General features: G+C 40.1%; 18 protein-coding genes. 13 read left to right on the top strand and 5 right to left on the bottom strand.

The window, feature by feature from the left end; all coding sequences use genetic code 11:
* Nucleotides 1-65 precede the first annotated feature (65 nt).
* Complete coding sequence (locus BKG94_RS08270) at nt 66-746, top strand: 3-keto-L-gulonate-6-phosphate decarboxylase UlaD (protein ID WP_077436100.1); 681 nt, start codon at nt 66-68, stop codon at nt 744-746.
* A 148-nt stretch (nt 747-894) separates the two neighbouring features.
* Here the strand turns inward: BKG94_RS08270 and tldD are convergent, their stop codons facing one another.
* Complete coding sequence (gene tldD, locus BKG94_RS08275) at nt 895-2,343, bottom strand: metalloprotease TldD (RefSeq protein WP_077436216.1); 1,449 nt, start codon at nt 2,341-2,343, stop codon at nt 895-897.
* A gap of 77 nt (nt 2,344-2,420) precedes the next feature.
* The gene (gene rsmI, locus BKG94_RS08280) at nt 2,421-3,269 is read right to left on the bottom strand and encodes a 16S rRNA (cytidine(1402)-2'-O)-methyltransferase (RefSeq protein ID WP_077436102.1); all 849 of its coding nucleotides are present in this window, start codon (nt 3,267-3,269) and stop codon (nt 2,421-2,423) included.
* 74 nt (nt 3,270-3,343) lie between these two features.
* On the opposite strand from rsmI, the gene BKG94_RS08285 reads away from it, so the two are divergent.
* From BKG94_RS08285 to BKG94_RS08320, 8 genes are all read left to right on the top strand, one after another.
* The gene (locus tag BKG94_RS08285) at nt 3,344-5,065 is read left to right on the top strand and encodes a penicillin-binding protein activator (RefSeq protein WP_077436104.1); all 1,722 of its coding nucleotides are present in this window, start codon (nt 3,344-3,346) and stop codon (nt 5,063-5,065) included.
* A gap of 2 nt (nt 5,066-5,067) precedes the next feature.
* Complete coding sequence (locus tag BKG94_RS08290) at nt 5,068-5,427, top strand: YraN family protein (protein ID WP_077436106.1); 360 nt, start codon at nt 5,068-5,070, stop codon at nt 5,425-5,427.
* 14 nt (nt 5,428-5,441) lie between these two features.
* The gene (locus BKG94_RS08295; protein ID WP_077436108.1) at nt 5,442-6,026 is read left to right on the top strand and encodes a D-sedoheptulose-7-phosphate isomerase; all 585 of its coding nucleotides are present in this window, start codon (nt 5,442-5,444) and stop codon (nt 6,024-6,026) included.
* A 79-nt stretch (nt 6,027-6,105) separates the two neighbouring features.
* Nucleotides 6,106-6,687 carry a division/outer membrane stress-associated lipid-binding lipoprotein gene (dolP, locus tag BKG94_RS08300; protein ID WP_077436110.1) on the top strand — a complete coding sequence of 194 codons (582 nt, stop codon included), beginning with the start codon at nt 6,106-6,108 and terminating at the stop codon, nt 6,685-6,687.
* 274 nt (nt 6,688-6,961) lie between these two features.
* Nucleotides 6,962-9,232, top strand: a complete 2,271-nt coding sequence (gene nrdA, locus BKG94_RS08305) for a class 1a ribonucleoside-diphosphate reductase subunit alpha (RefSeq protein WP_077436112.1) — start codon at nt 6,962-6,964, stop codon at nt 9,230-9,232.
* 66 nt (nt 9,233-9,298) lie between these two features.
* On the top strand, nt 9,299-10,429 hold the full coding sequence (gene nrdB / locus BKG94_RS08310) for a class Ia ribonucleoside-diphosphate reductase subunit beta (RefSeq protein ID WP_077436114.1): 1,131 nt from the start codon (nt 9,299-9,301) through the stop codon (nt 10,427-10,429).
* Between the two features lie 252 nt (nt 10,430-10,681).
* Complete coding sequence (locus BKG94_RS08315; protein WP_077436116.1) at nt 10,682-11,404, top strand: pirin family protein; 723 nt, start codon at nt 10,682-10,684, stop codon at nt 11,402-11,404.
* Nucleotides 11,405-11,678: 274 nt separating this feature from the next.
* Nucleotides 11,679-13,064 carry an SLC13 family permease gene (locus tag BKG94_RS08320; protein ID WP_077436118.1) on the top strand — a complete coding sequence of 462 codons (1,386 nt, stop codon included), beginning with the start codon at nt 11,679-11,681 and terminating at the stop codon, nt 13,062-13,064.
* Nucleotides 13,065-13,130: 66 nt separating this feature from the next.
* On the opposite strand, the gene folE is transcribed toward BKG94_RS08320, so the two are convergent.
* Entirely contained in the window at nt 13,131-13,787 is a 657-nt protein-coding gene (folE, locus tag BKG94_RS08325; protein WP_077436120.1) for a GTP cyclohydrolase I FolE, read from the bottom strand.
* 181 nt (nt 13,788-13,968) lie between these two features.
* On the opposite strand from folE, the gene moeA reads away from it, so the two are divergent.
* The 4 genes from moeA (at nt 13,969) to BKG94_RS08345 (ending at nt 17,674) form a co-directional block, all read left to right on the top strand.
* On the top strand, nt 13,969-15,186 hold the full coding sequence (gene moeA, locus BKG94_RS08330; RefSeq protein WP_077436122.1) for a molybdopterin molybdotransferase MoeA: 1,218 nt from the start codon (nt 13,969-13,971) through the stop codon (nt 15,184-15,186).
* Entirely contained in the window at nt 15,186-15,917 is a 732-nt protein-coding gene (gene moeB, locus BKG94_RS08335) for a molybdopterin-synthase adenylyltransferase MoeB (protein WP_077436124.1), read from the top strand. Before moeA ends, moeB begins: the two co-directional genes overlap by 1 nt.
* 192 nt (nt 15,918-16,109) lie before the next feature.
* On the top strand, nt 16,110-17,180 hold the full coding sequence (locus tag BKG94_RS08340; protein ID WP_077436126.1) for an MFS transporter: 1,071 nt from the start codon (nt 16,110-16,112) through the stop codon (nt 17,178-17,180).
* A 5-nt stretch (nt 17,181-17,185) separates the two neighbouring features.
* Complete coding sequence (locus BKG94_RS08345) at nt 17,186-17,674, top strand: hypothetical protein (protein ID WP_077436128.1); 489 nt, start codon at nt 17,186-17,188, stop codon at nt 17,672-17,674.
* A gap of 68 nt (nt 17,675-17,742) precedes the next feature.
* On the opposite strand, the gene hpt is transcribed toward BKG94_RS08345, so the two are convergent.
* Both hpt and pmbA read right to left on the bottom strand, forming a co-directional pair.
* The gene (gene hpt, locus BKG94_RS08350) at nt 17,743-18,282 is read right to left on the bottom strand and encodes a hypoxanthine phosphoribosyltransferase (RefSeq protein ID WP_077436130.1); all 540 of its coding nucleotides are present in this window, start codon (nt 18,280-18,282) and stop codon (nt 17,743-17,745) included.
* A gap of 208 nt (nt 18,283-18,490) precedes the next feature.
* On the bottom strand, nt 18,491-19,846 hold the full coding sequence (gene pmbA / locus BKG94_RS08355; RefSeq protein WP_077436132.1) for a metalloprotease PmbA: 1,356 nt from the start codon (nt 19,844-19,846) through the stop codon (nt 18,491-18,493).
* Nucleotides 19,847-19,866 lie beyond the last annotated feature (20 nt).

The raw sequence follows: 19,866 nt of genomic DNA on the forward strand, positions 1-19,866 counted from the left end.
CTAAAAGTGCGGTCAAAATCAACCGCACTTTCTCCCATTTCAATTTAACAGAAGGAATAATCACTATGTCCAAACCGCTATTACAAATCGCCCTTGATTCTCTCTCTTTAGAAAAAGCCGTCGCTGATGCCAAACAAGCGGAAAATCTCGTCGAAATTATTGAAGTCGGCACAATCCTAGCCTGTGCAGAAGGAATGAAAGCGGTTAGCACCTTGCGTGCGTTACACCCAAATCACATTATTGTGTGTGATTTAAAAACCACAGACGGTGGCGCCATCTTAGCAAAAATGGCATTTGAAGCAGGCGCAGACTGGCTAACAGTTTCTGCCGCCGCACACCCTGCAACCAAAGCGGCTTGTAAAAAAGTCGCAGATGAATTCAATGCCGCCCACCCTGAATTAAAAGTGAAAAAAGAAATTCAAATTGAGATCTATGGTAACTGGACTGTCGAAAAAGATGCCAAAGAATGGGTTGAGTTAGGCGTCACACAAGCAATCTATCACCGTTCACGCGATGCCGAATTAGCCGGTAAAGGTTGGACATCGGAAGATGTTGAATTAATGAAAAAATTATCTGCTTTAGGACTTGAGCTATCCATCACCGGAGGCATTGTGCCGGAAGATATTCATTTATTCAAAGAGATCAAAAATGCTAAAGCCTTTATTGCCGGCAGAGCATTAGTCGGAGAAAAAGGCAAAGCAACCGCAGAAGCCATTCGGGCGGAGATTGACAAATATTGGGCATAATTAATCTTTAAACAAAAATCGGATAAACCTTGAGGTTTTATCCGATTTTTTATCAATTAATTTAAGATTATAAATTTAAGACAATGAAATCCAACGGAAAAATTAACCGCACTTTTCATTAAACAAAAAGTGCGGTTGTTTTTTAGCATTAATTTGTACCGCCTACGGTGATTTCATCAATCTTCAATGCCGGTTGTCCTACGCCGACCGGCACACTTTGTCCGTCTTTACCACAAACCCCAATGCCTAAATCCAACTCGGTTTTATCGGCAACCATAGAGATTTTTTGCATCACCTCAATGCCGCTCCCGATTAACGTTGCCCCTTTTACCGGCTTGGTAATTTTCCCTTTTTCAATCAGATAAGCCTCAGAGGTGGAAAACACAAATTTACCAGAAGTAATATCCACTTGTCCCCCACCAAAGTGCGGCGCATAAACGCCGTGATCCACCGACGCGATCAAATCCTCAAATTGACTCTGCCCCGCCAGCATATAAGTATTGGTCATGCGTGGCATCGGTAAATGGGCGTAAGACTCACGACGACCGTTTCCGGTAGGCTTCACGCCCATTAAACGGGCATTCATTTTATCTTGCATATAGCCTTGCAAAATACCGTCTTTAATCAGCACGTTACATTGACTTGGAACCCCTTCATCATCAATAGTGAGCGAGCCTCGGCGGTTAGCGAGCGTGCCGTCATCCACAATGGTACAAAGTGGAGAGGTGACTAATTCACCAATTTTCCCGGTAAATAAAGAACTTTCCTTACGATTAAAATCACCTTCCAAACCATGCCCTACCGCTTCGTGCAATAGCACACCCGGCCACCCTGCGCCTAACACAACGGGCATAAGTCCTGCCGGTGCTGCCACCGTACTGAGATTAACCAATGCTTGGCGAACGGCTTCTTTCGCAAAATTGACCGCCCGAATATCGCCATCAACCGTTTCAAAGAACCAATCCAATCCAAAACGTCCACCGGAACCACAACTTCCCCGCTCACGTTTTCCATTTTCTTCCACTAATACAGAAATGGACAAACGAACAAGCGGTCGAATATCTGCCGCTAATGTTCCGTCTGTTGCCATCACCAACACTTCTTCGTAAACTGCACTTAAACCGGCAGAAACACGGGTGACACGAGGATCTTCCGCCCGAGCGGTACGATCAACTAAATGTAATAATTCAATTTTCTTCTCTTTAGAAAGGCTATCCAACGGATTAATGGCAGCATAACGCATAGTAGGGTTTGCGATGTTAAGCGCATTTGGCACAATAATATTGCCTTGTTTGCTTTGTGCAATGCCTTTCACCGCATTGGCACATTGTTGTAGCGAGGCAAGGGTGATCTGATCCGAGTAAGCAAAACCGGTTTTCTCACCGGATACTGCTCGTACCCCTACCCCACGATCAATGTGAAAACCGCCCTCTTTAATAATACCGTCTTCCAACACCCAATTTTCATCTTGGCTAAGCTGAAAATATAAATCCGCATAATCAATATTACGGTGCGACATTAAATCAAAAATATTTAATAATTCTTTGGTGGATAAATGGCTTGGGGTCAATAATGTATTTGAAACTTGGTTTAGCATTTGTTCTCCGATATTCATAAAATTCTTTGTCATCTCCCGCTTAATTCCTACAATAAAAAGGAAAATTTGGGGGAAATCTAGTTAAAATGATCCAATCCAAACTGGTATAAAGCATTTTTCTTATAACCATATAATTCCGCCACAATCGCTGCCGCTTTTTTAAGGGGTAATTCTTGTGCAATTAGGGTTAAGGCTTTAATCGCTTGAGGTGAAAACTCCGCCTCATGTTCCTGTTTAGCTTGACCTTCTACGATCAATACCATTTCGCCTTTGGTTCGATTTGGATCTTCAGCCAACCATTGGCATAAATTTTTCACCGTATTGCCTACAATGGTTTCCCAGGTTTTCGTGATTTCACGGGCAAGCACCACATAACGGTCTTCACCCAGTACATCTTGCATATCTGCAAGGGTATCCAAAATGCGATGGGTAGATTCATAAAAAATTAACGTGCGCGCTTCTTTTGCCACACTTTCTAATTTATCTCTGCGGGCTTTGCTTTTCGCCGGCAAAAAACCTTCGAAACAAAAACGATCGGAGGCAATACCGGAAGCACAAAGTGCAGTAATTGCGGCACAAGCCCCCGGCAGAGGTACGACACGGATCCCCGCTTCTCGGCATTGACGGACTAAGTGAAACCCGGGATCACTAATTAAAGGGGTACCGGCATCTGAAATCAATGCAATATTCACGCCTTGTTTCAATTTTTCCACCAAAACCGCCGCTTTTTCTTGTTCGTTATGATCATGCAACGCAAAAAAAGGTTTCTTAATGCCATAGTGACTGAGCAATAAACCACTGTGGCGTGTATCTTCTGCTGCAATTAAATCCACTTTGGAAAAGGTTTCCAAAGCACGTTGAGTAATATCTTGCAGATTGCCAATCGGTGTCGCCACAATATATAAAATTCCGGTTACATTATTCATTTTGTTTGCTTTTAAGGTTTGAGATAAGTAAGATCACTCCATTATTGACTCATTCATCACGGAGCAAAGCGAATATGTCTATTCTATTACAAGGCGCAGGTTTTAAAAAACGTTTAATGCCAATTTTATTATCCGTCGCATTGGCCGGCTGTTCCAATTTATTTGGCAGCAGCTTTACCGAAACACTTCAACGTGATGCCAATGCCAGTTCTGAATTTTATATGAACAAATTGGAACAAACACAAAGTATTGAAGATAAAGAAACCTATAAATTACTCGCTGCACGCGCATTTATTGCAGAGAACAAAATCGCTCAATCTGAGGCAATATTATCCGAATTAGGCGAATTAAATGATGCACAAAAACTTGATCGCACATTAATTGAAGCCCGCCTTTCAGCCGCTAAAGGAGCAAATGAAGTCGCAGAAAGCCAATTGCGTTTGATCGATTTAAATAAACTCAGTCGCTCTCAAAAATCCCGCTATTATGAAACACAGGCAACTATTTTTGAAAATCGTAAAGATGTGATTGAAGCCGTGAAATCTCACATCAAAATGGACGAAAATCTCACTGATGTACAACGTCGCCAAAACAACGTAGATAAAACTTGGGCGTTATTACGTTCGGCAAATACAGGCGTGATCAACAATGCATCGGATGACGGCAACGTAGCACTAGGCGGTTGGCTTACTTTAATTAAAGCCTACAACGATAATATTCGTCAGCCTGTGCAATTAAGTCAAGCCTTACAAAATTGGAAAAGCGCTTATCCAAATCATGCTGCGGCCACTCTTTTCCCAAAAGAATTACAAAGTTTGTTAAATTTCCAACAAACTAATCTTGCACAAATTGGTTTAGTCTTGCCTGTCAGTGGTGATGGTCAAATTTTAGGTAACACCATTTTATCCGGTTTTAACGATGCCAAAGGAAATTCCACGATTCCGGTGCAAATTTTTGATTCATCCAGCAACTCTATTAACGATATTATCGCTCAAGCCAAACAAGCGGGGGTGAAAGCCTTAGTAGGGCCACTGTTAAAACAAAATGTCGAGTCAATCATTAACAACCCTGTATCAGTGCAAGGTATGGATGTACTAGCATTAAACGCAACGCCAAATGCTCGTGCAATTAATCAAATGTGTTACTACGGTTTATCACCGGAAGATGAAGCGGAATCAGCGGCAACCAAAATGTGGAATGATGGAGTACGTAACCCTGTTGTTGCGATGCCACAAAATGACTTAGGTCAGCGTGTCGGTAATGCCTTTAATGTTCGTTGGCAGCAATTGGCCTCAACGGATGCCAATATTCGCTACTATAATTTACCGGCGGATGTGCCTTATTTCTTCCAAGAAAATGCGTCAAATTCAACTGCACTTTATGCGGTTGCTAATCCTGAAGAATTGGCAGAAATCAAAGGTTATCTTACAAATAATGCGCCAAATTTAAAAATCTATGCAAGTTCGCGCGCTAACTCCGCAAGCAATTCTGCCGAATATATAACACAAATGAACGGTGTGCAGTTCAGCGATATTCCATTTTTCAAAGAGTCAACATCCGCACAATATCAAAAAGTGGCGGGTTCAACCGGTGGTGAATATCAGCTAATGCGTTTGTACGCAATGGGTGCGGATGCGTGGTTGTTAATCAATCATTTCAATGAATTACGCCAAGTGCCGGGCTATCAGTTAAGCGGTTTAACCGGCGTGTTAAGTGCCGGACCGAATTGTAATGTAGAACGTGATATGACTTGGTTCCAATACCAAGACGGTAATGTCGTACCGGTAGCTAACTAATTATGTTTTCCTTAAAACGCCAACAAGGAGCGGGCTTTGAGCATCAAGCCCGCCTTTTTTTGGAATCAAAAGGATTACGTTTTATTGCGGCAAATCAGTATTTTAAATGCGGCGAGTTAGATCTCATTATGCAAGATGGGCAAACTATTGTGTTTATAGAAGTGCGCCAACGTTCAAATGCACGCTTTGGTTCGGCTATTGAGAGTGTCGATTGGAACAAACAACAAAAATGGCTTGATGCGGCAAATCTCTGGCTTGCGAAACAAAATCTCAGTTTAGAAGATGCCGATTGTCGTTTTGATCTCGTCGCTTTCGGCAAAAATGCCCAAGAGATTCAGTGGATTCCTAATTTTCTCGATTAATTTTAATTTCAAGTATGTTACAACAAGTTAAAGATATTTATAGCGAAAGCATTCAAATTCAAATTTCCGCCTCTAGTTTACTCACAGAAAATATCGCCAACGCAAGCCAAAAGGTGATTCAATGCCTACTGGGTGGCAATAAAGTGATTGCTTGCGGTATCGCACGCTCTTACGCCAATGCACAGTTTTTGGTTTCCAACCTGCTTAATCGCTATGATATTGAACGCCCAAGCTTTCCTTCTGTCCTGCTCAGCCTGGAAAGTGCGGTCGGATCTTCATTAGTTTTTGATCATTCAGTGGAAAATCTCTATCAACATCAATTTAATGCGGTGGCTAAAGCCGGAGATTTACTGATTGCCTTTGCCCCACTTGGAGCGGAAAAAGTCGTACTCAACACCATTGCCAATGCAGTAAGCAAAGAAATTAATGTCATTGCTTTAACCGGCTCAAATAATGATGCGATTCAAGGCTTATTAGCAGAACAAGATTTGGAAATTTCCATTCCAACCAATAAAGAAAGCCGTATTTTAGAAAACCATTTATTTGTGATTAACGCCATTTGCGAACTGATTGATCATACATTATTCCCAAGAGTTTGATAGAATGCCTTCTATCACTAAACTATTTCGCTATTTATCTGACTAAATAACTGATTCATTTAAATAAAGGAGAGAAAAAATGAAACTAACCTCATTTAAAGAACTTGCGTTTATTTTAACTGCCTCAATTATGTTGCAAGGCTGTGTTGCCGCCGCCCTTGGTGGTGCCGCAGCAGGAACAAAGGTTGCCACAGATCCTCGCACAATGGGCACCCAAGTTGATGATGAAACCCTTGAATTTAAAGTAGAAAATGCCTTAGATAAAGATGAGCAAATCAAATCCGAAGCACGTGTGAATGCGGTTTCTTATAGTTCACGGGTACTGCTAATCGGTCAGGTGCCAAGCGAGAATACAAAATCAACCGCAACGGATCTTGCCAAAGGTGTTGATGGGGTAAACGATGTCTATAATGAACTACGCGTAAACCCTAAAATTACTATCGGGCAAATCAGCAAAGATAGCTGGATCACGACACAAGTGAAATCCAAAATGTTAGTAGATGATCGAGTGAAATCAACCGATGTGAAAGTAATCACTGAAAATGGCGAAGTGTTCTTACTAGGTAATGTAACACAAACCCAAGCAGATGCTGCCGCTGAGATTGCCAGCAAAGTGAGCGGAGTACAAAAAGTGGTTAAAGTATTCAAATATTTGAATTAATCTTCTTTAAATATATACTGTTATCTATCAAAGTGCGGTCGAAAATTACATTAATTTCCGACCGCACTTTTTATATTTTTTCAAGTAAAAATTCATATCTTTACAATTCTCGAAAAAGTATTTGTTTTTTAATAACAAATTTTTTGTCAATCATTTTAATAGAAAATTTATTGCTTGATTTAGCTTAAAAAACACATTATCTTGTGCAACATTCTTTTATAAACACTATATATTGTGTTTCAAAAATATCATAACAATAACAGGGCTCGTACTTATGAACAAAAGTTTAAAGGTCACTAAGCGTGATGGTTCTCAGGAACAAATCAATCTTGATAAAATTCACCGCGTGATTACTTGGGCGGCTGAAGGATTAGAAAACGTTTCGGTTTCTCAAGTTGAATTACGTTCACATATTCAATTTTATGAAGGAATTCGCACTTCCGATATTCACGAAACCATCATCAAAGCCGCAGCGGATTTAATCAGCAAAGATACCCCTGATTATCAATATCTTGCCGCTCGTTTGGCGATTTTCCATTTACGTAAAAAAGCTTACGGTCACTTCGACCCGCCTCGTCTATATGAGCATGTCAAAAAACTTGTACGTATGGGGAAATATGATCACGCCCTTTTAGACGATTACACCCGTGAAGAATGGGATGAAATGGACGGTTTTATCGACCACTGGCGTGATATGACTTTTTCTTATGCAGCCGTCAAACAATTGGAAGGCAAATATTTAGTGCAAAACCGTGTAACCGGTGAGATTTACGAATCGGCACAATTCCTTTATTTGTTGGTTGCCGCGAGTTTATTTTCAAAATATCCGCAGGAAACCCGCTTGGACTATATCAAGCGTTTTTACGATGCCACCTCCACCTTCAAAATTTCCTTGCCAACACCGATTATGGCAGGTGTGCGTACCCCAACCCGTCAATTCAGTTCTTGTGTTTTAATTGAATGTGGCGATAGTTTGGATTCCATCAACGCGACCGCTTCCGCCATTGTGAAATATGTTTCCCAACGTGCGGGAATTGGCGTGAACGCCGGTGCAATTCGTGCTTTAGGCAGTGAAATTCGTGGCGGTGAAGCGTTCCATACCGGTTGTATTCCGTTCTATAAATATTTCCAAACGGCGGTGAAATCTTGTTCACAAGGCGGCGTGCGTGGCGGTGCAGCAACAGTTTACTATCCGTTATGGCACTTAGAAGCCGAAAGCCTGCTCGTGTTAAAAAATAACCGTGGAGTGGAAGATAACCGTGTTCGCCATATGGACTACGGCGTGCAATTAAATAAATTAATGTATCAACGCTTAATTAAAGGCGGTGATATTACCTTGTTCAGCCCTTCCGATGTACCGGGGCTGTACGAAGCTTTCTTTGCCGATCAAGATAAATTTGAAGAACTTTATGTCAAATATGAGCAAGATCCAAGCATTCGTAAACGCACTGTTAAAGCGGTCGAGATTTTCTCTCTGTTAATGCAAGAGCGTGCCTCAACAGGTCGTATCTATATTCAAAATGTGGATCACTGTAATACTCACTCGCCGTTTGATCCGCAACTGGCGCCTGTACGTCAATCTAACCTCTGTCTAGAGATTGCCTTACCAACCAAACCGCTTGAGCATATTCATGATAAAAACGGGGAAATTGCGCTTTGTACCCTTTCTGCATTTAACTTAGGAAAAATTGACAATCTTGATGAATTGGAAGAGTTAGCGAACCTTGCCGTTCGTGCCTTAGATGCCCTATTGGATTATCAAGACTACCCTGTTGCTGCGGCAAAACGTAGTTCCCTTGCCCGCCGTTCTTTAGGGATTGGTGTGATTAACTATGCTTATTACTTAGCGAAAAACGGGGTGCGTTATTCTGATGGCAGTGCCAATGATTTAACCCACCGCACCTTTGAAGCCATCCAATACTACTTATTGAAAGCCTCAATGAATTTAGCCAAAGAACAAGGTGCTTGTGAATATTTCAATCAAACCACCTATTCACAAGGTATTTTACCGATTGATACCTATAAAAAAGATTTGGATTCGCTCACACAAGAACCATTGCATTACGATTGGGAAAGTTTGCGTAAAGAAATTCAAGAGTTTGGCTTGCGTAACTCCACGCTCACCGCATTAATGCCGTCAGAAACGTCATCACAGATTTCTAACGCTACTAATGGTATCGAACCGCCTCGTGGTCATGTGAGTGTGAAAGCCTCAAAAGACGGTATCTTAAAACAAGTCGTGCCGGATTATGAAAACTTAAGCGAACAATACGAATTACTCTGGGATATTCCAAGCAACGATGGCTATCTACACCTCGTGGGCATTATGCAAAAATTCGTGGATCAGGCGATCTCCGCCAATACCAACTACGATCCAAAACGCTTTGAAGACGGTAAAGTGCCGATGAAAGTGTTATTAAAAGATTTATTAACCGCTTACAAATACGGCTTAAAAACCCTTTACTACCAAAACACCCGTGACGGCGCAGAAGATGCCCAAGAAGATCTTGACGACGGCTGCGCAGGCGGAGCTTGTAAAATCTAATTAATCAACCCTTTAAAAGTGTGGCTAAAATCGACCGCACTTTTTTAGAAAACAGAGGAAACCCAAATGGCATACACCACTTTCTCACAAACCAAAAACGACCAATTAAAAGAGCCGATGTTCTTTGGTCAGAATGTTAACGTTGCTCGTTACGATCAACAAAAATATGAGACTTTTGAAAAGCTCATTGAAAAACAACTTTCTTTCTTCTGGCGTCCGGAAGAAGTGGATGTTTCACAGGATCGTATCGATTATGCAGCGTTACCTGATCATGAAAAACATATTTTCATCAGTAACTTAAAATATCAAACCCTGTTAGATTCTATTCAAGGCAGAAGCCCGAACGTGGCATTGTTACCGTTGGTATCAATTCCGGAATTGGAAACTTGGATTGAAACTTGGACATTCTCTGAAACCATTCACAGCCGTTCTTACACCCATATTATTCGTAATATCGTAAACGATCCCTCTATCGTTTTTGACGACATCGTGACTAACGAAGAAATTATCAAACGTGCAAAAGATATTTCTTCTTACTACGATGATTTAATCCGTGATAGCCAACTTTATGGCTTGTACGGAGAAGGTACTTATACCGTAGACGGCAAAGAATGTGTCGTCACATTACGTAACCTCAAAAAACAACTTTACCTTTGCTTAATGAGTGTCAATGCCCTTGAAGCGATTCGTTTCTATGTGTCTTTTGCTTGCTCCTTCGCCTTTGCAGAGCGCCAATTAATGGAAGGTAACGCAAAAATCATTAAATTTATTGCTCGTGATGAAGCCTTACACTTAACCGGCACACAGCATATTTTAAACATTATGGCGGCGGGTCAAGACGATCCTGAAATGGCAGAAATTGCCGAAGAATGTAAACAAGAAGCCTATGATTTATTCCTTGCAGCAGCAGAGCAAGAAAAAGAATGGGCGGATTATTTGTTTAAAGACGGTTCAATGATCGGCTTAAATAAAGATATTTTGGTGCAATATGTAGAATATATCACCAATATCCGTATGCAAGCCGTTGGCTTACCGTTACCATTCCAAGCACGTTCTAACCCAATTCCTTGGATCAATGCATGGTTGGTGTCTGATAACGTGCAAGTGGCACCACAAGAAGTGGAAGTGAGTTCTTATCTTGTGGGACAAATCGACTCAAAAGTCGATACCAATGATTTTGGTGATTTTGATCTTTAATACATAAACATTTTAAATTTATTTAATAGATAAGAGCCGGTCTTGCCGGCTCTTTTTTATATCCTAATTGCCTTATATTCTACATAACATAAGAATGATAAACCCCTCAAACCGTCCCTATCAATTATTCACTATTACTAAATAATCTTTTAACAAAAACCATATTTTTCTTTTTTCAGGAAAGCGTAATATATGTCACATCAAGAACGCACAGTATGTGCAACTCATTTTTTAAAAAATTAAGGAACATCTATGAAAACTGTATTTCATTCTGCAAATTCTCGTGGCAACGCAGATCACGGTTGGTTAAAAAGTCGTCATACTTTTAGTTTCGCAAACTACTATGATGCAGATCGCATTCATTTTGGTGCATTACGGGTGATTAACGATGACTTCGTTGAAGGCGGTCGTGGTTTTGCAACACATCCACACGATAATATGGAGATTATTTCCATTCCGTTAAGCGGTGATTTAGCACACCGTGACAGTATGGGAAACGGCAGTGTGATTCGCCACGGCGATATTCAAGTGATGTCCGCCGGTAGCGGCATTACTCACAGTGAAATGAACCCAAATACGAATACGCCGGTGAAATTTTTACAAATTTGGGTATTCCCAAACAAACGCAATGTTGAGCCTCGTTATCAACAAATTAGCATTGCGGAGGGATCAAAACCAAACGATTTCCAACAAATTCTTTCACCAAATGTTGACGATGAAGGCGTATGGATTCACCAAAATGCGTGGTTTAACTTGGCAAAATTTGACAAAGGCACTGCAAAAGAATATCGCCTCAATGAGACAAAAAACGGTGTCTATGTGTTTGTGATCAAAGGATCAGCAAAAGTAGCCGGTGTCGCGCTTTCCGAACGTGATGGTTTAGGGGTTTGGGATGTAGAAAACTTCAATGTGGAAGCAACAGATGATGCCGAAATTTTGTTGATGGAAGTCCCAATGGAACTCAGCATAGCATAAAGTGGCAAAGTACTAATTGAGGGACACACTGCGTGTGTCCGTTATAAAATTAAATCATTTCAATATGTTACAAGCGGACACACGCAGTGTGTCCCTACATTTCGTTAAAATGACTGCTGCTGTGCATTTTCTACATAATACCGAAAATTTGACCGCTCTTTTTAACCCGGCATAATTTGTTAAAACAATTTGATCTAAATAATAAATTCTGTTAAAAGCTTAGTTGGAAAATATACAATATGATAACAAAAGGCTTCATTATGGAGGTTTTACAATGCAAAAAAACACAACATATTTTTCCAAATATAAAAGCTTAATTATCCTTGCTTTAGATTTTATTCTCATGCTTGTTTTAATTAATTACCTTCCTTTCTCCTCACAAGAAAATCGTGGTCTTGCTTTACTCATCTTTGTCGGGATTTTATGGCTAACCGAGGCATTCAATATTACCGTTACATCACTTATGGTGCCGATCCTTGCCATTGGTTTGGGGTTGATTAACACACAAAAAGCACTCGCGCCTTTTTCAACCCCTATTATTTATATGTTTTTTGGTGGATTTGTTGTCGCTGCAGTTCTACAAATTCAGAATCTCGACAAAATTATCGCTAACTACATTATCCGCTTAGCTAAAGGCAATTTAAAATTATCTGTCGCTTATCTATTTGGCGTGACAATTTTTCTTTCTATGTGGATAAATAATACCGCCGTGACAGCGATGATGTTACCGCTGACTATGGGGATGTTAAAAGGTATTAATGCTCAGAAAAATTATCGCCTCTATTGTTTCGTCTTACTTGGAATGGCATTTAGTGCGAATATTGGTGGTATCGGAACGCTTGTCGGCAGTGCCCCTAATGCCATTCTAGCCTCTCAAATTCAGGTTACGTTTACAGAATGGTTAGCTTATGGATTTCCCGTTATGTTACTCTTGATCCCATCGATGATTTTTGCATTATGGGTGATTTTACGTCCTGACTTTTCTATCGATTTTTCACCGTCAATCGAAAAAATTGAACTCAACCGGAAAAATATACTGACTCTTGGTATTTTTATTTTTATGACGGTTTTATTATTGTTTGGCTCTATTATTAACCCGTTGATCAGTCAATTCTTAGAATTACCGAAAAACATTGAAAATTTCGATACAGTAATTGCACTTCTCGTTGTTATTCTAATTTGTTCTTCCGGGGTTGCCAGCTGGAAAGAAATCCAAGAACGTGTGGAATGGGGCGTACTTTTACTGTTTGGCGGCGGCTTAACACTCAGTATTGTTATGAAAGATTCGGGCGCCAGTAAAATTATGGCAGATACCATTGTGCAATTTATACAGGAGAAACCGCTTTGGGTACTCTGCTTTGCCATCGCCGGCTTTATTATCTTCTTAACGGAATTTACCTCTAATACGGCAAGTGCCGCATTAATCATCCCTATTGTAATCTCCGTTGCGCAATCTATGGGATTACCGCCTATTGCACTTGCTGCGATTATTGCTTGTGGTGCCAGCTGTGCCTTTATGTTGCCTATCGCAACGCCGCCGAATGCCATTGTTTTCTCAACAGGCCATGTTAAACAAATTGATATGGCAAAAGTCGGATTGATCTTGAATTTATTCTGTATCGCAGTGATTGGAGGATTTGCCTACTTTATGTGGCTCTAAAAATAAAATCACAAAAAAATGACCGCACTTTAATCACTCAAAGTGCGGTCATTTCTTTTAACATTTTTATTTTTGGATTGATGCTAAAAACTCTTTGCGGGTTTCACGATCTTCCAAGAATACTCCGCCGTAAGCAGACGTCACTGTATAACTGTTGGTATCTTTCACTCCACGGGCTTTGACACAAAAATGGGTTGCTTTCACATAAACGGCAACATCGTCAGTTTCCAAAATAGTTTGAAAAGCCGTTAAAAGTTGTTCTGTTAAACGCTCTTGTACTTGCGGACGTTGTGCAAAAAAAGCAACAATCCGATTAATTTTAGAAAGCCCGATTACCCAATCTTTTGGATAGTAAGCAACCGCAACTTTGCCATCAATGGTGACAAAATGATGCTCACAAGTGCTTGTGAGCGTAATATCATTGACTTGCACCATTTCACTGACTTTCATTTGATTTTTAATTTTTGTCATTTTAGGGAAATTGGCATAATCCATTCCACTAAAAATTTCGTCAATGAACATTTTTGCCAAACGATTCGGCGTTTCTTCTAAACTATCGTCCCTTAAATCCAGCCCGATCAGTTTCATCACCTCTCGCATATGATTGGAAATACCAGAACGGCGTTCGTCTTTATTTTGGTTGGAGATAATCATTGGGGTTTCAATACCCTTAGCAATCAGGGCATCACGCACATTTAGTGCATCTTGAGAAATATCGCTCATTTACTTTCCGTTCCTAAAAAATGATGCGGCATTCTAGCAAAATATAAGTACATCGTAAAATGAGAAAAATCACCAATATTTATTGATATCATTCATCATTTCAGGATTTAGCCCTTAAATTAGAGATCATTTCGCGATAGAATACCCGACAAATATTCTCAACCGTTGACACAGGATTTTTATGCTTCCGTTAGATCAAGCTTTGCACCAAATGCTTAGCCAGCTCCCTTTTCCAACACAAAGTGAAACCCTTTCGTTAACCGATGCGGCAAACCGTGTATGTGCCGAGGATGTGATATCACCAATCAATGTTCCTTCCTTTGATAATTCAGCCATGGACGGCTATGCCGTGCGTTTGGCTGATTTAGCACAATCCTTAACGCTCTCCGTTGCAGGGAAATCTTTTGCCGGAAATCCGTTCAAAGGCGAATGGATACCGCAAAGTGCCGTGCGAATTATGACCGGTGCGATGATCCCTCAGGGTGCGGATGCGGTGGTTATGCAGGAACAGGTTACCGTCAATGAAGACAGCACGATCACATTGAGTGAATTTCCCAAAGCCAACCAAAATGTTCGCCGTATTGGTGAGGATGTCAAAAAAGGGGATATTGTCTTGCAACAAGGCGAAGTATTGAATGCGGTGTCCTTACCATTACTTGCCTCACTCGGCATTGCCGAAGTAAAAGTTTATCCTCGTTTAAAAGTCGCAATACTTTCTACCGGAGATGAATTGGTACAAGTTGGGCAACCGTTAAAAGAGGGGCAAATTTACGATACAAACCGTTTCACAATCAAACTTATGTTGCAACAATTAAATTGTGAAGTATTGGATTTTGGTTTATTGCCCGATAACGAAGCGGAATTTGAAAAAACTTTTGTTGAAGCACAACGTCAAGCGGATTTACTTATTACGAGCGGTGGTGTTTCCGTTGGTGAAGCAGATTTTACCAAAACCGTGTTAGAAAAAGTCGGCACAATTAATTTTTGGAAAATTGCGATGAAACCGGGTAAGCCTTTTGCCTTTGGGAAATTAGAAAACGCTTGGTTCTGCGGATTACCGGGTAATCCTGTTTCCGCTTTAGTCACATTTTATCAGCTCGTACAACCGGCAATTTTACAATTAAGCGGGCAAAAACATCGCAAAAAACAACCGCACTTTACTGCCATTGCTGCAACCAATTTGAAAAAAACACCGGGCCGTTTAGATTTCCAACGGGGTTATTATCAAATGAATGAAAACGGGCAACTTAAAGTGCAACCGGTGGGTTTCCAAGGTTCTCATTTGTTCAGCTCTTTTGTGAAAAGTAATTGTTTTATCGTATTAGAAAAAGATCGCGGTAATGTTGCAGCCGGAGAAACTGTGACGATTGAACCGTTTAATCATCTATTGGGGCAATAATGTCTGCACTAAGTTATGAAGAAGAGCTGCGTTACAACCGCCAAATTATTATGAAATCTGTCGATTTTGATGGACAGGAAAAGTTAAAAGACAGCAAAATGCTGATCGTAGGCTTAGGCGGCTTGGGCTGTGCCGCTGCACAATATCTTGCGGCTGCCGGTGTAGGACATTTAACGCTTTTGGATTTTGATCAAGTTTCGCTTTCTAACCTCCAGCGTCAAATATTACATTGTGATGCAAGACTGAATATGCCGAAGGTAGATTCTGCAAAAATTGCCTTACAGCAAATTAATCCGCATATTGAAATTAAGACAATCAACGATAAATTGGATGAAGAAAAACTCGGCGAAATTATACCGCACTTTCAAGTCATTCTTGACTGTACCGATAATGTCGAGATCCGTAATCAACTGGATCGTCAATGTCAGAAAAATCAAATTCCGCTGGTTTCCGGCGCGGCAATTAGAATGGAAGGGCAAATATCAGTCTTCACTTATGAACCCAATACGCCCACTTACCAAGATCTCAGCCAACTTTTTGGACAAAATGTGCTGAGCTGTGTAGAAGCCGGTGTGCTCGCTCCGATTGTGGGAATTGTGGGCGCTATTCAGGCATTAGAGGCGATTAAAGTTCGACTCAATATTGGCGAGAATTTATCCGGTCGTTTATTAATGATCGATGGGATGACAATGAAAATCAGGGAAATTAAATTGCCGATAAAAACGGCTTAAATATTTTTATTTCAACGAAAACACTCAAAATTACAAGTTATACAGTTAGTCTTTATCATATCAAATAAACAATGGGGCATTTATATACTGCCTCATCGGCAAGTTATCCTACCTAGAAATAATTAAACTTTTAAGTGAAAATTCGCCATAATTTGATATGATTCTTCGTTTAATTTCGGAAAGTATCTCAAAATGAATATACAAAATGTAATTTTATGGCGGCGTTTTTTCTCCGGTGTCGCTTACACTGCCATGCAAAGCGTATTTTTCATCTATTTGCAGGGCAACAAAGGCTTTGATACCGTTCAAATTGCCAGCGCCTTTTCCTTACTGGTATTTACCAGTCAAGCCTTCTCTTTATTTGCGGGATATTGGGGTGATCGTTTCGGTCGCTCAAAAATGATGTTACTCGGCTGCGTAATGGATGCGATTGCCTACATTTTACTTATCACAACGGACTACTACCCTCTTTTACTATTAACCACCTTCTTTTTTGGTTTTGGTAGTACGCTGTTTGGTACAAATGCGCGCGCGCTATTACTTTCCAGCGCAGCCAATAATTACCAAGATAAAGCCAAAGCTCAGGGTAAATTTTTACGTATCCAAAGCCTAGCATCAATGTTTGCACCGTTACTTGCTTTACCCTTTTTACAGTTTCAACTGCCTGAAATGCTAATTTGGGTTAGTTGTGGTATTGAAGTGACAATGCTGATTTTTATGTTGCTCACGGTAAAAGAAACACCATGCACCGTACGGGCAACCCGGTTTCAGCTAAGTCATATCCGACAAGTATTAAGCAAACGCTTTGTTTTTGCTCATTTATTATTGTTTATTCCATTGGCTATGGGGACATCTTTTTATATTATCTTTCCCTATATTTTCAGTAACTTATTAGATAATCCTGAATCGATCCCTATTGCCTTTTTTATCAATAATCTGATTGCCGTGCTATTTCAATCTCATTTTTCTAGAAAATTAAATTTTGGCGTTGTAAAACTGACTTATATTGCACCGCTCTTAGTGATAACACTCATTGTACCATGGTTCTATGTCATTGATTTTCTTTCATTTATGACAGCATATATGTATTTGATTATCTTCGCTTTTGTAGGATTATTCGCGAATACCGCCATGGCAAATATGTTAGTGAAATTGGATAAAGGGGTTAATCAAGGATTGATGTTTGGCACATCAAAACTCATTTTAGCCGGTACAACAGCCCTTGTGATGAATATTATTCCTGTCGTTTTTTTAATTTGGTAGGCAACATGAAGCTACGTCATATTTTCTTTTCGCTATTGCTCTCACTAACGGTCAGTGTAATCGCAATAACCCCTGCTCTTTATGATCTGCAAGATAGAGAAGTTGAACAGGCTGAATTGGCTAATTTATACTCACAGCTTGTCATGGATCTTGAAAACGGAAATTACATTGGGCTAGATAAGTTACTCTCTGATGACTTTGTATTAACCGTTGTTCGTGATTCAAAACGAAAACGCTTTACTAAAACTGACTGGCTCAATAATTTAAAAGACGGCACACTGTATTACGATATGCTAAAGGCAATTAAAGTGTTACCGATTGGTAAAAACCGATTAACCGCGACCTATGATTTAAAAGGATCTTTTTTGGGTGAAAAGATTGAGGCAATGAAAATAAAAATGTACTTTCGTACCAAAATGCAAGATGGGGAACATAAAATCCAGCGGATGTGGATCAATTGGGATAAAAACGCTGAAAATTCACTCGGTCACTAAAATAATGTGCGGTCAAAACAAAGTATCATAACTTGATGAAAATTGACCGCACTTTTTATGTTAAAAATTTATTCTTCCAACACAACTTTACCAATATAACCCAAGTTGCGATACTGTTGGGCATAATCAATACCATACCCCACTACAAATTCATCCGGAATTTCAAAACCGACCCATTCAACAGGAACACGGACTTCTCTTCGCGAAGGTTTATCTAATAATGTACAAATCGCCAAACTTGCCGGATTACGTAAATTCAAAATTTCACGAACTTTCTCAAGCGTATAACCGGTATCAATAATATCTTCGACAATAAGTACGTGTTCGTCTCGAATATCTCCCTCTAAATCTTTGCTGATTTTCACATCATGATTGGTTGTCATTCCACTACCGTAACTTGAAGTTGTCATAAATTCAATTTCTATCGGCAATCTTAATTCACGTACTAAATCAGCCATAAACATAAATGAACCGCGTAATAAGCCGACAACAATAAGTTTCTTAACCTGTTTTTGCTGATAAAAAGCCGATATTTCTTCTCCTAGTGATGCAATACGCGCTTTCACATCAGCTTCAGAAATTAATACATCAACATGATGTTTTTTCATTTTTTGTCCTTAAATTAAATAATGAGATCAATGATTTCGGATTCATTATACAAAAAAAAGCTGAAGTTTAAACCTTCAGCTTTTTTTTAATTCTAACGAATTTACTTTTTACTCTACCTGTTGGAGCAACCTGCAATCGCATCTGAACAGATACTTGCATAGTAACAGAATCAAAAACCTTGTCAATAAGAATTATTATCAAATAAAACTAACTACCTGAGATTTTCATTTTATCTAATAAAATCGATCCTGTTTGAATGTTGGAGCGGTGTTCTATATCATCGCTAACCGCTACGATATTTTTTAGCATATCCGGCAATTGTCCCGCAATCGTGATTTCTGATACAGGATATCGAATTTCGCCATTTTCCACCCAAAAACCAGAAGCACCTCGAGAATAATCTCCGGTGACAATATTCACGCCTTGCCCCATCACCTCGGTAACCAACAATCCTGTGCCCATTTCACGTAAAAGTGCGGTCAATCCACCGGTTAAATTAGGCTGAACCAGCCAGTTATGAATCCCCCCGGCATGACCGGTACTCTGCATTCCCATTTTTCTACCGCTGTAATGGGTCAATAAATAAGTTTGTAAAATACCGTTTTGTACAATTTCTAAATCTCTCGTACGTACACCTTCACTATCAAAAGGAGTTGATGCTAAGCGTCCCAACAAATGCGGGCGTTCACTGATATTAAACCACTCAGGTAACACTTGCTTGCCTAAATGATCTAACAAGAAACTTGATTGACGATACAAACTCCCACCGCTAATAGCCGCGGTAAAATGTGAAATAATACCTGTCGCCACATCATTTAAAAAAATGACCGGCACTTCTCGAGTGGTCAATTTTTGCGGATTCAAACGTGCCACTACTTTTTTCGCACAGTTTTCCCCTACCCATTCCGGTGATTCCAGCTTCCCGAAATCCCGTGAAATCGTATATTCATAATCATTTTCCAGTGCATCTTCCACTCCGCCAATGACCGAACAAGACAAGGAATAACGGCTTGATAAATAACTTTGTAGCATTCCGTGCGTATTGCCATATACACGCACGCCCGTATGGGAATTAAAACTCGCTCCGTTACTATTAATAATTCGTTTATCCGCTTCCAATGCGGCTTTTTCTGTTTGGAGAGCTAGTGTCGTTGCTTTTTCAACATCCACATCAGCAGCGTGATAAAGTGCCAGATCTTTCGCCTCGAATGCCATTAATTCTTTTTCCGCCAAACCGGTACAATCATCCGGTGAAGTGTATTTGGCAATCGCCAACGCCGCTTCAACAGTATTTTTTATCGCCTGTTCGCTTAAATCTGAAGTCGAAGCATTCCCTTTTTGTTGCCCTAAATAAACTGAAATCCCAAGAGCCCCATCATTGGTAAATTCCACGTTTTCAATTTCCTGTAAACGGGTGGAAACGGATAAACCGCTCACTTTTGTTACGCCAACCTCTGCGGTTGCGCCGGCTTTTTGGGCTACCTCAAGGGCGAGGCTTACTGCTTGACGTAATTCTTGCTCTTGTGCTTTTAAAAGTGCGGTCTGATTTTCTGCTGTTTTCATTCTCTTTTTCCGTTAAAAAT

Source organism: Rodentibacter ratti (genome assembly GCF_002000485.1).
In the GTDB taxonomy this organism is placed as follows: domain Bacteria; phylum Pseudomonadota; class Gammaproteobacteria; order Enterobacterales; family Pasteurellaceae; genus Rodentibacter; species Rodentibacter ratti.

Coding starts and splice junctions, on each gene's coding strand:
- BKG94_RS08315 (WP_077436116.1), top strand. CDS start 10,682: ATGAAAACTGTATTTCATTCTGCAAATTCTCGTGGCAACGCAGATCAC.
- rsmI (WP_077436102.1), bottom strand. CDS start 3,269: ATGAATAATGTAACCGGAATTTTATATATTGTGGCGACACCGATTGGC.
- dolP (WP_077436110.1), top strand. CDS start 6,106: ATGAAACTAACCTCATTTAAAGAACTTGCGTTTATTTTAACTGCCTCA.
- BKG94_RS08290 (WP_077436106.1), top strand. CDS start 5,068: ATGTTTTCCTTAAAACGCCAACAAGGAGCGGGCTTTGAGCATCAAGCC.
- BKG94_RS08345 (WP_077436128.1), top strand. CDS start 17,186: ATGAAGCTACGTCATATTTTCTTTTCGCTATTGCTCTCACTAACGGTC.
- folE (WP_077436120.1), bottom strand. CDS start 13,787: ATGAGCGATATTTCTCAAGATGCACTAAATGTGCGTGATGCCCTGATT.
- nrdA (WP_077436112.1), top strand. CDS start 6,962: ATGAACAAAAGTTTAAAGGTCACTAAGCGTGATGGTTCTCAGGAACAA.
- tldD (WP_077436216.1), bottom strand. CDS start 2,343: ATGCTAAACCAAGTTTCAAATACATTATTGACCCCAAGCCATTTATCC.
- pmbA (WP_077436132.1), bottom strand. CDS start 19,846: ATGAAAACAGCAGAAAATCAGACCGCACTTTTAAAAGCACAAGAGCAA.
- BKG94_RS08270 (WP_077436100.1), top strand. CDS start 66: ATGTCCAAACCGCTATTACAAATCGCCCTTGATTCTCTCTCTTTAGAA.
- nrdB (WP_077436114.1), top strand. CDS start 9,299: ATGGCATACACCACTTTCTCACAAACCAAAAACGACCAATTAAAAGAG.
- BKG94_RS08320 (WP_077436118.1), top strand. CDS start 11,679: ATGCAAAAAAACACAACATATTTTTCCAAATATAAAAGCTTAATTATC.
- BKG94_RS08285 (WP_077436104.1), top strand. CDS start 3,344: ATGTCTATTCTATTACAAGGCGCAGGTTTTAAAAAACGTTTAATGCCA.
- moeA (WP_077436122.1), top strand. CDS start 13,969: ATGCTTCCGTTAGATCAAGCTTTGCACCAAATGCTTAGCCAGCTCCCT.
- BKG94_RS08340 (WP_077436126.1), top strand. CDS start 16,110: ATGAATATACAAAATGTAATTTTATGGCGGCGTTTTTTCTCCGGTGTC.
- BKG94_RS08295 (WP_077436108.1), top strand. CDS start 5,442: ATGTTACAACAAGTTAAAGATATTTATAGCGAAAGCATTCAAATTCAA.
- hpt (WP_077436130.1), bottom strand. CDS start 18,282: ATGAAAAAACATCATGTTGATGTATTAATTTCTGAAGCTGATGTGAAA.
- moeB (WP_077436124.1), top strand. CDS start 15,186: ATGTCTGCACTAAGTTATGAAGAAGAGCTGCGTTACAACCGCCAAATT.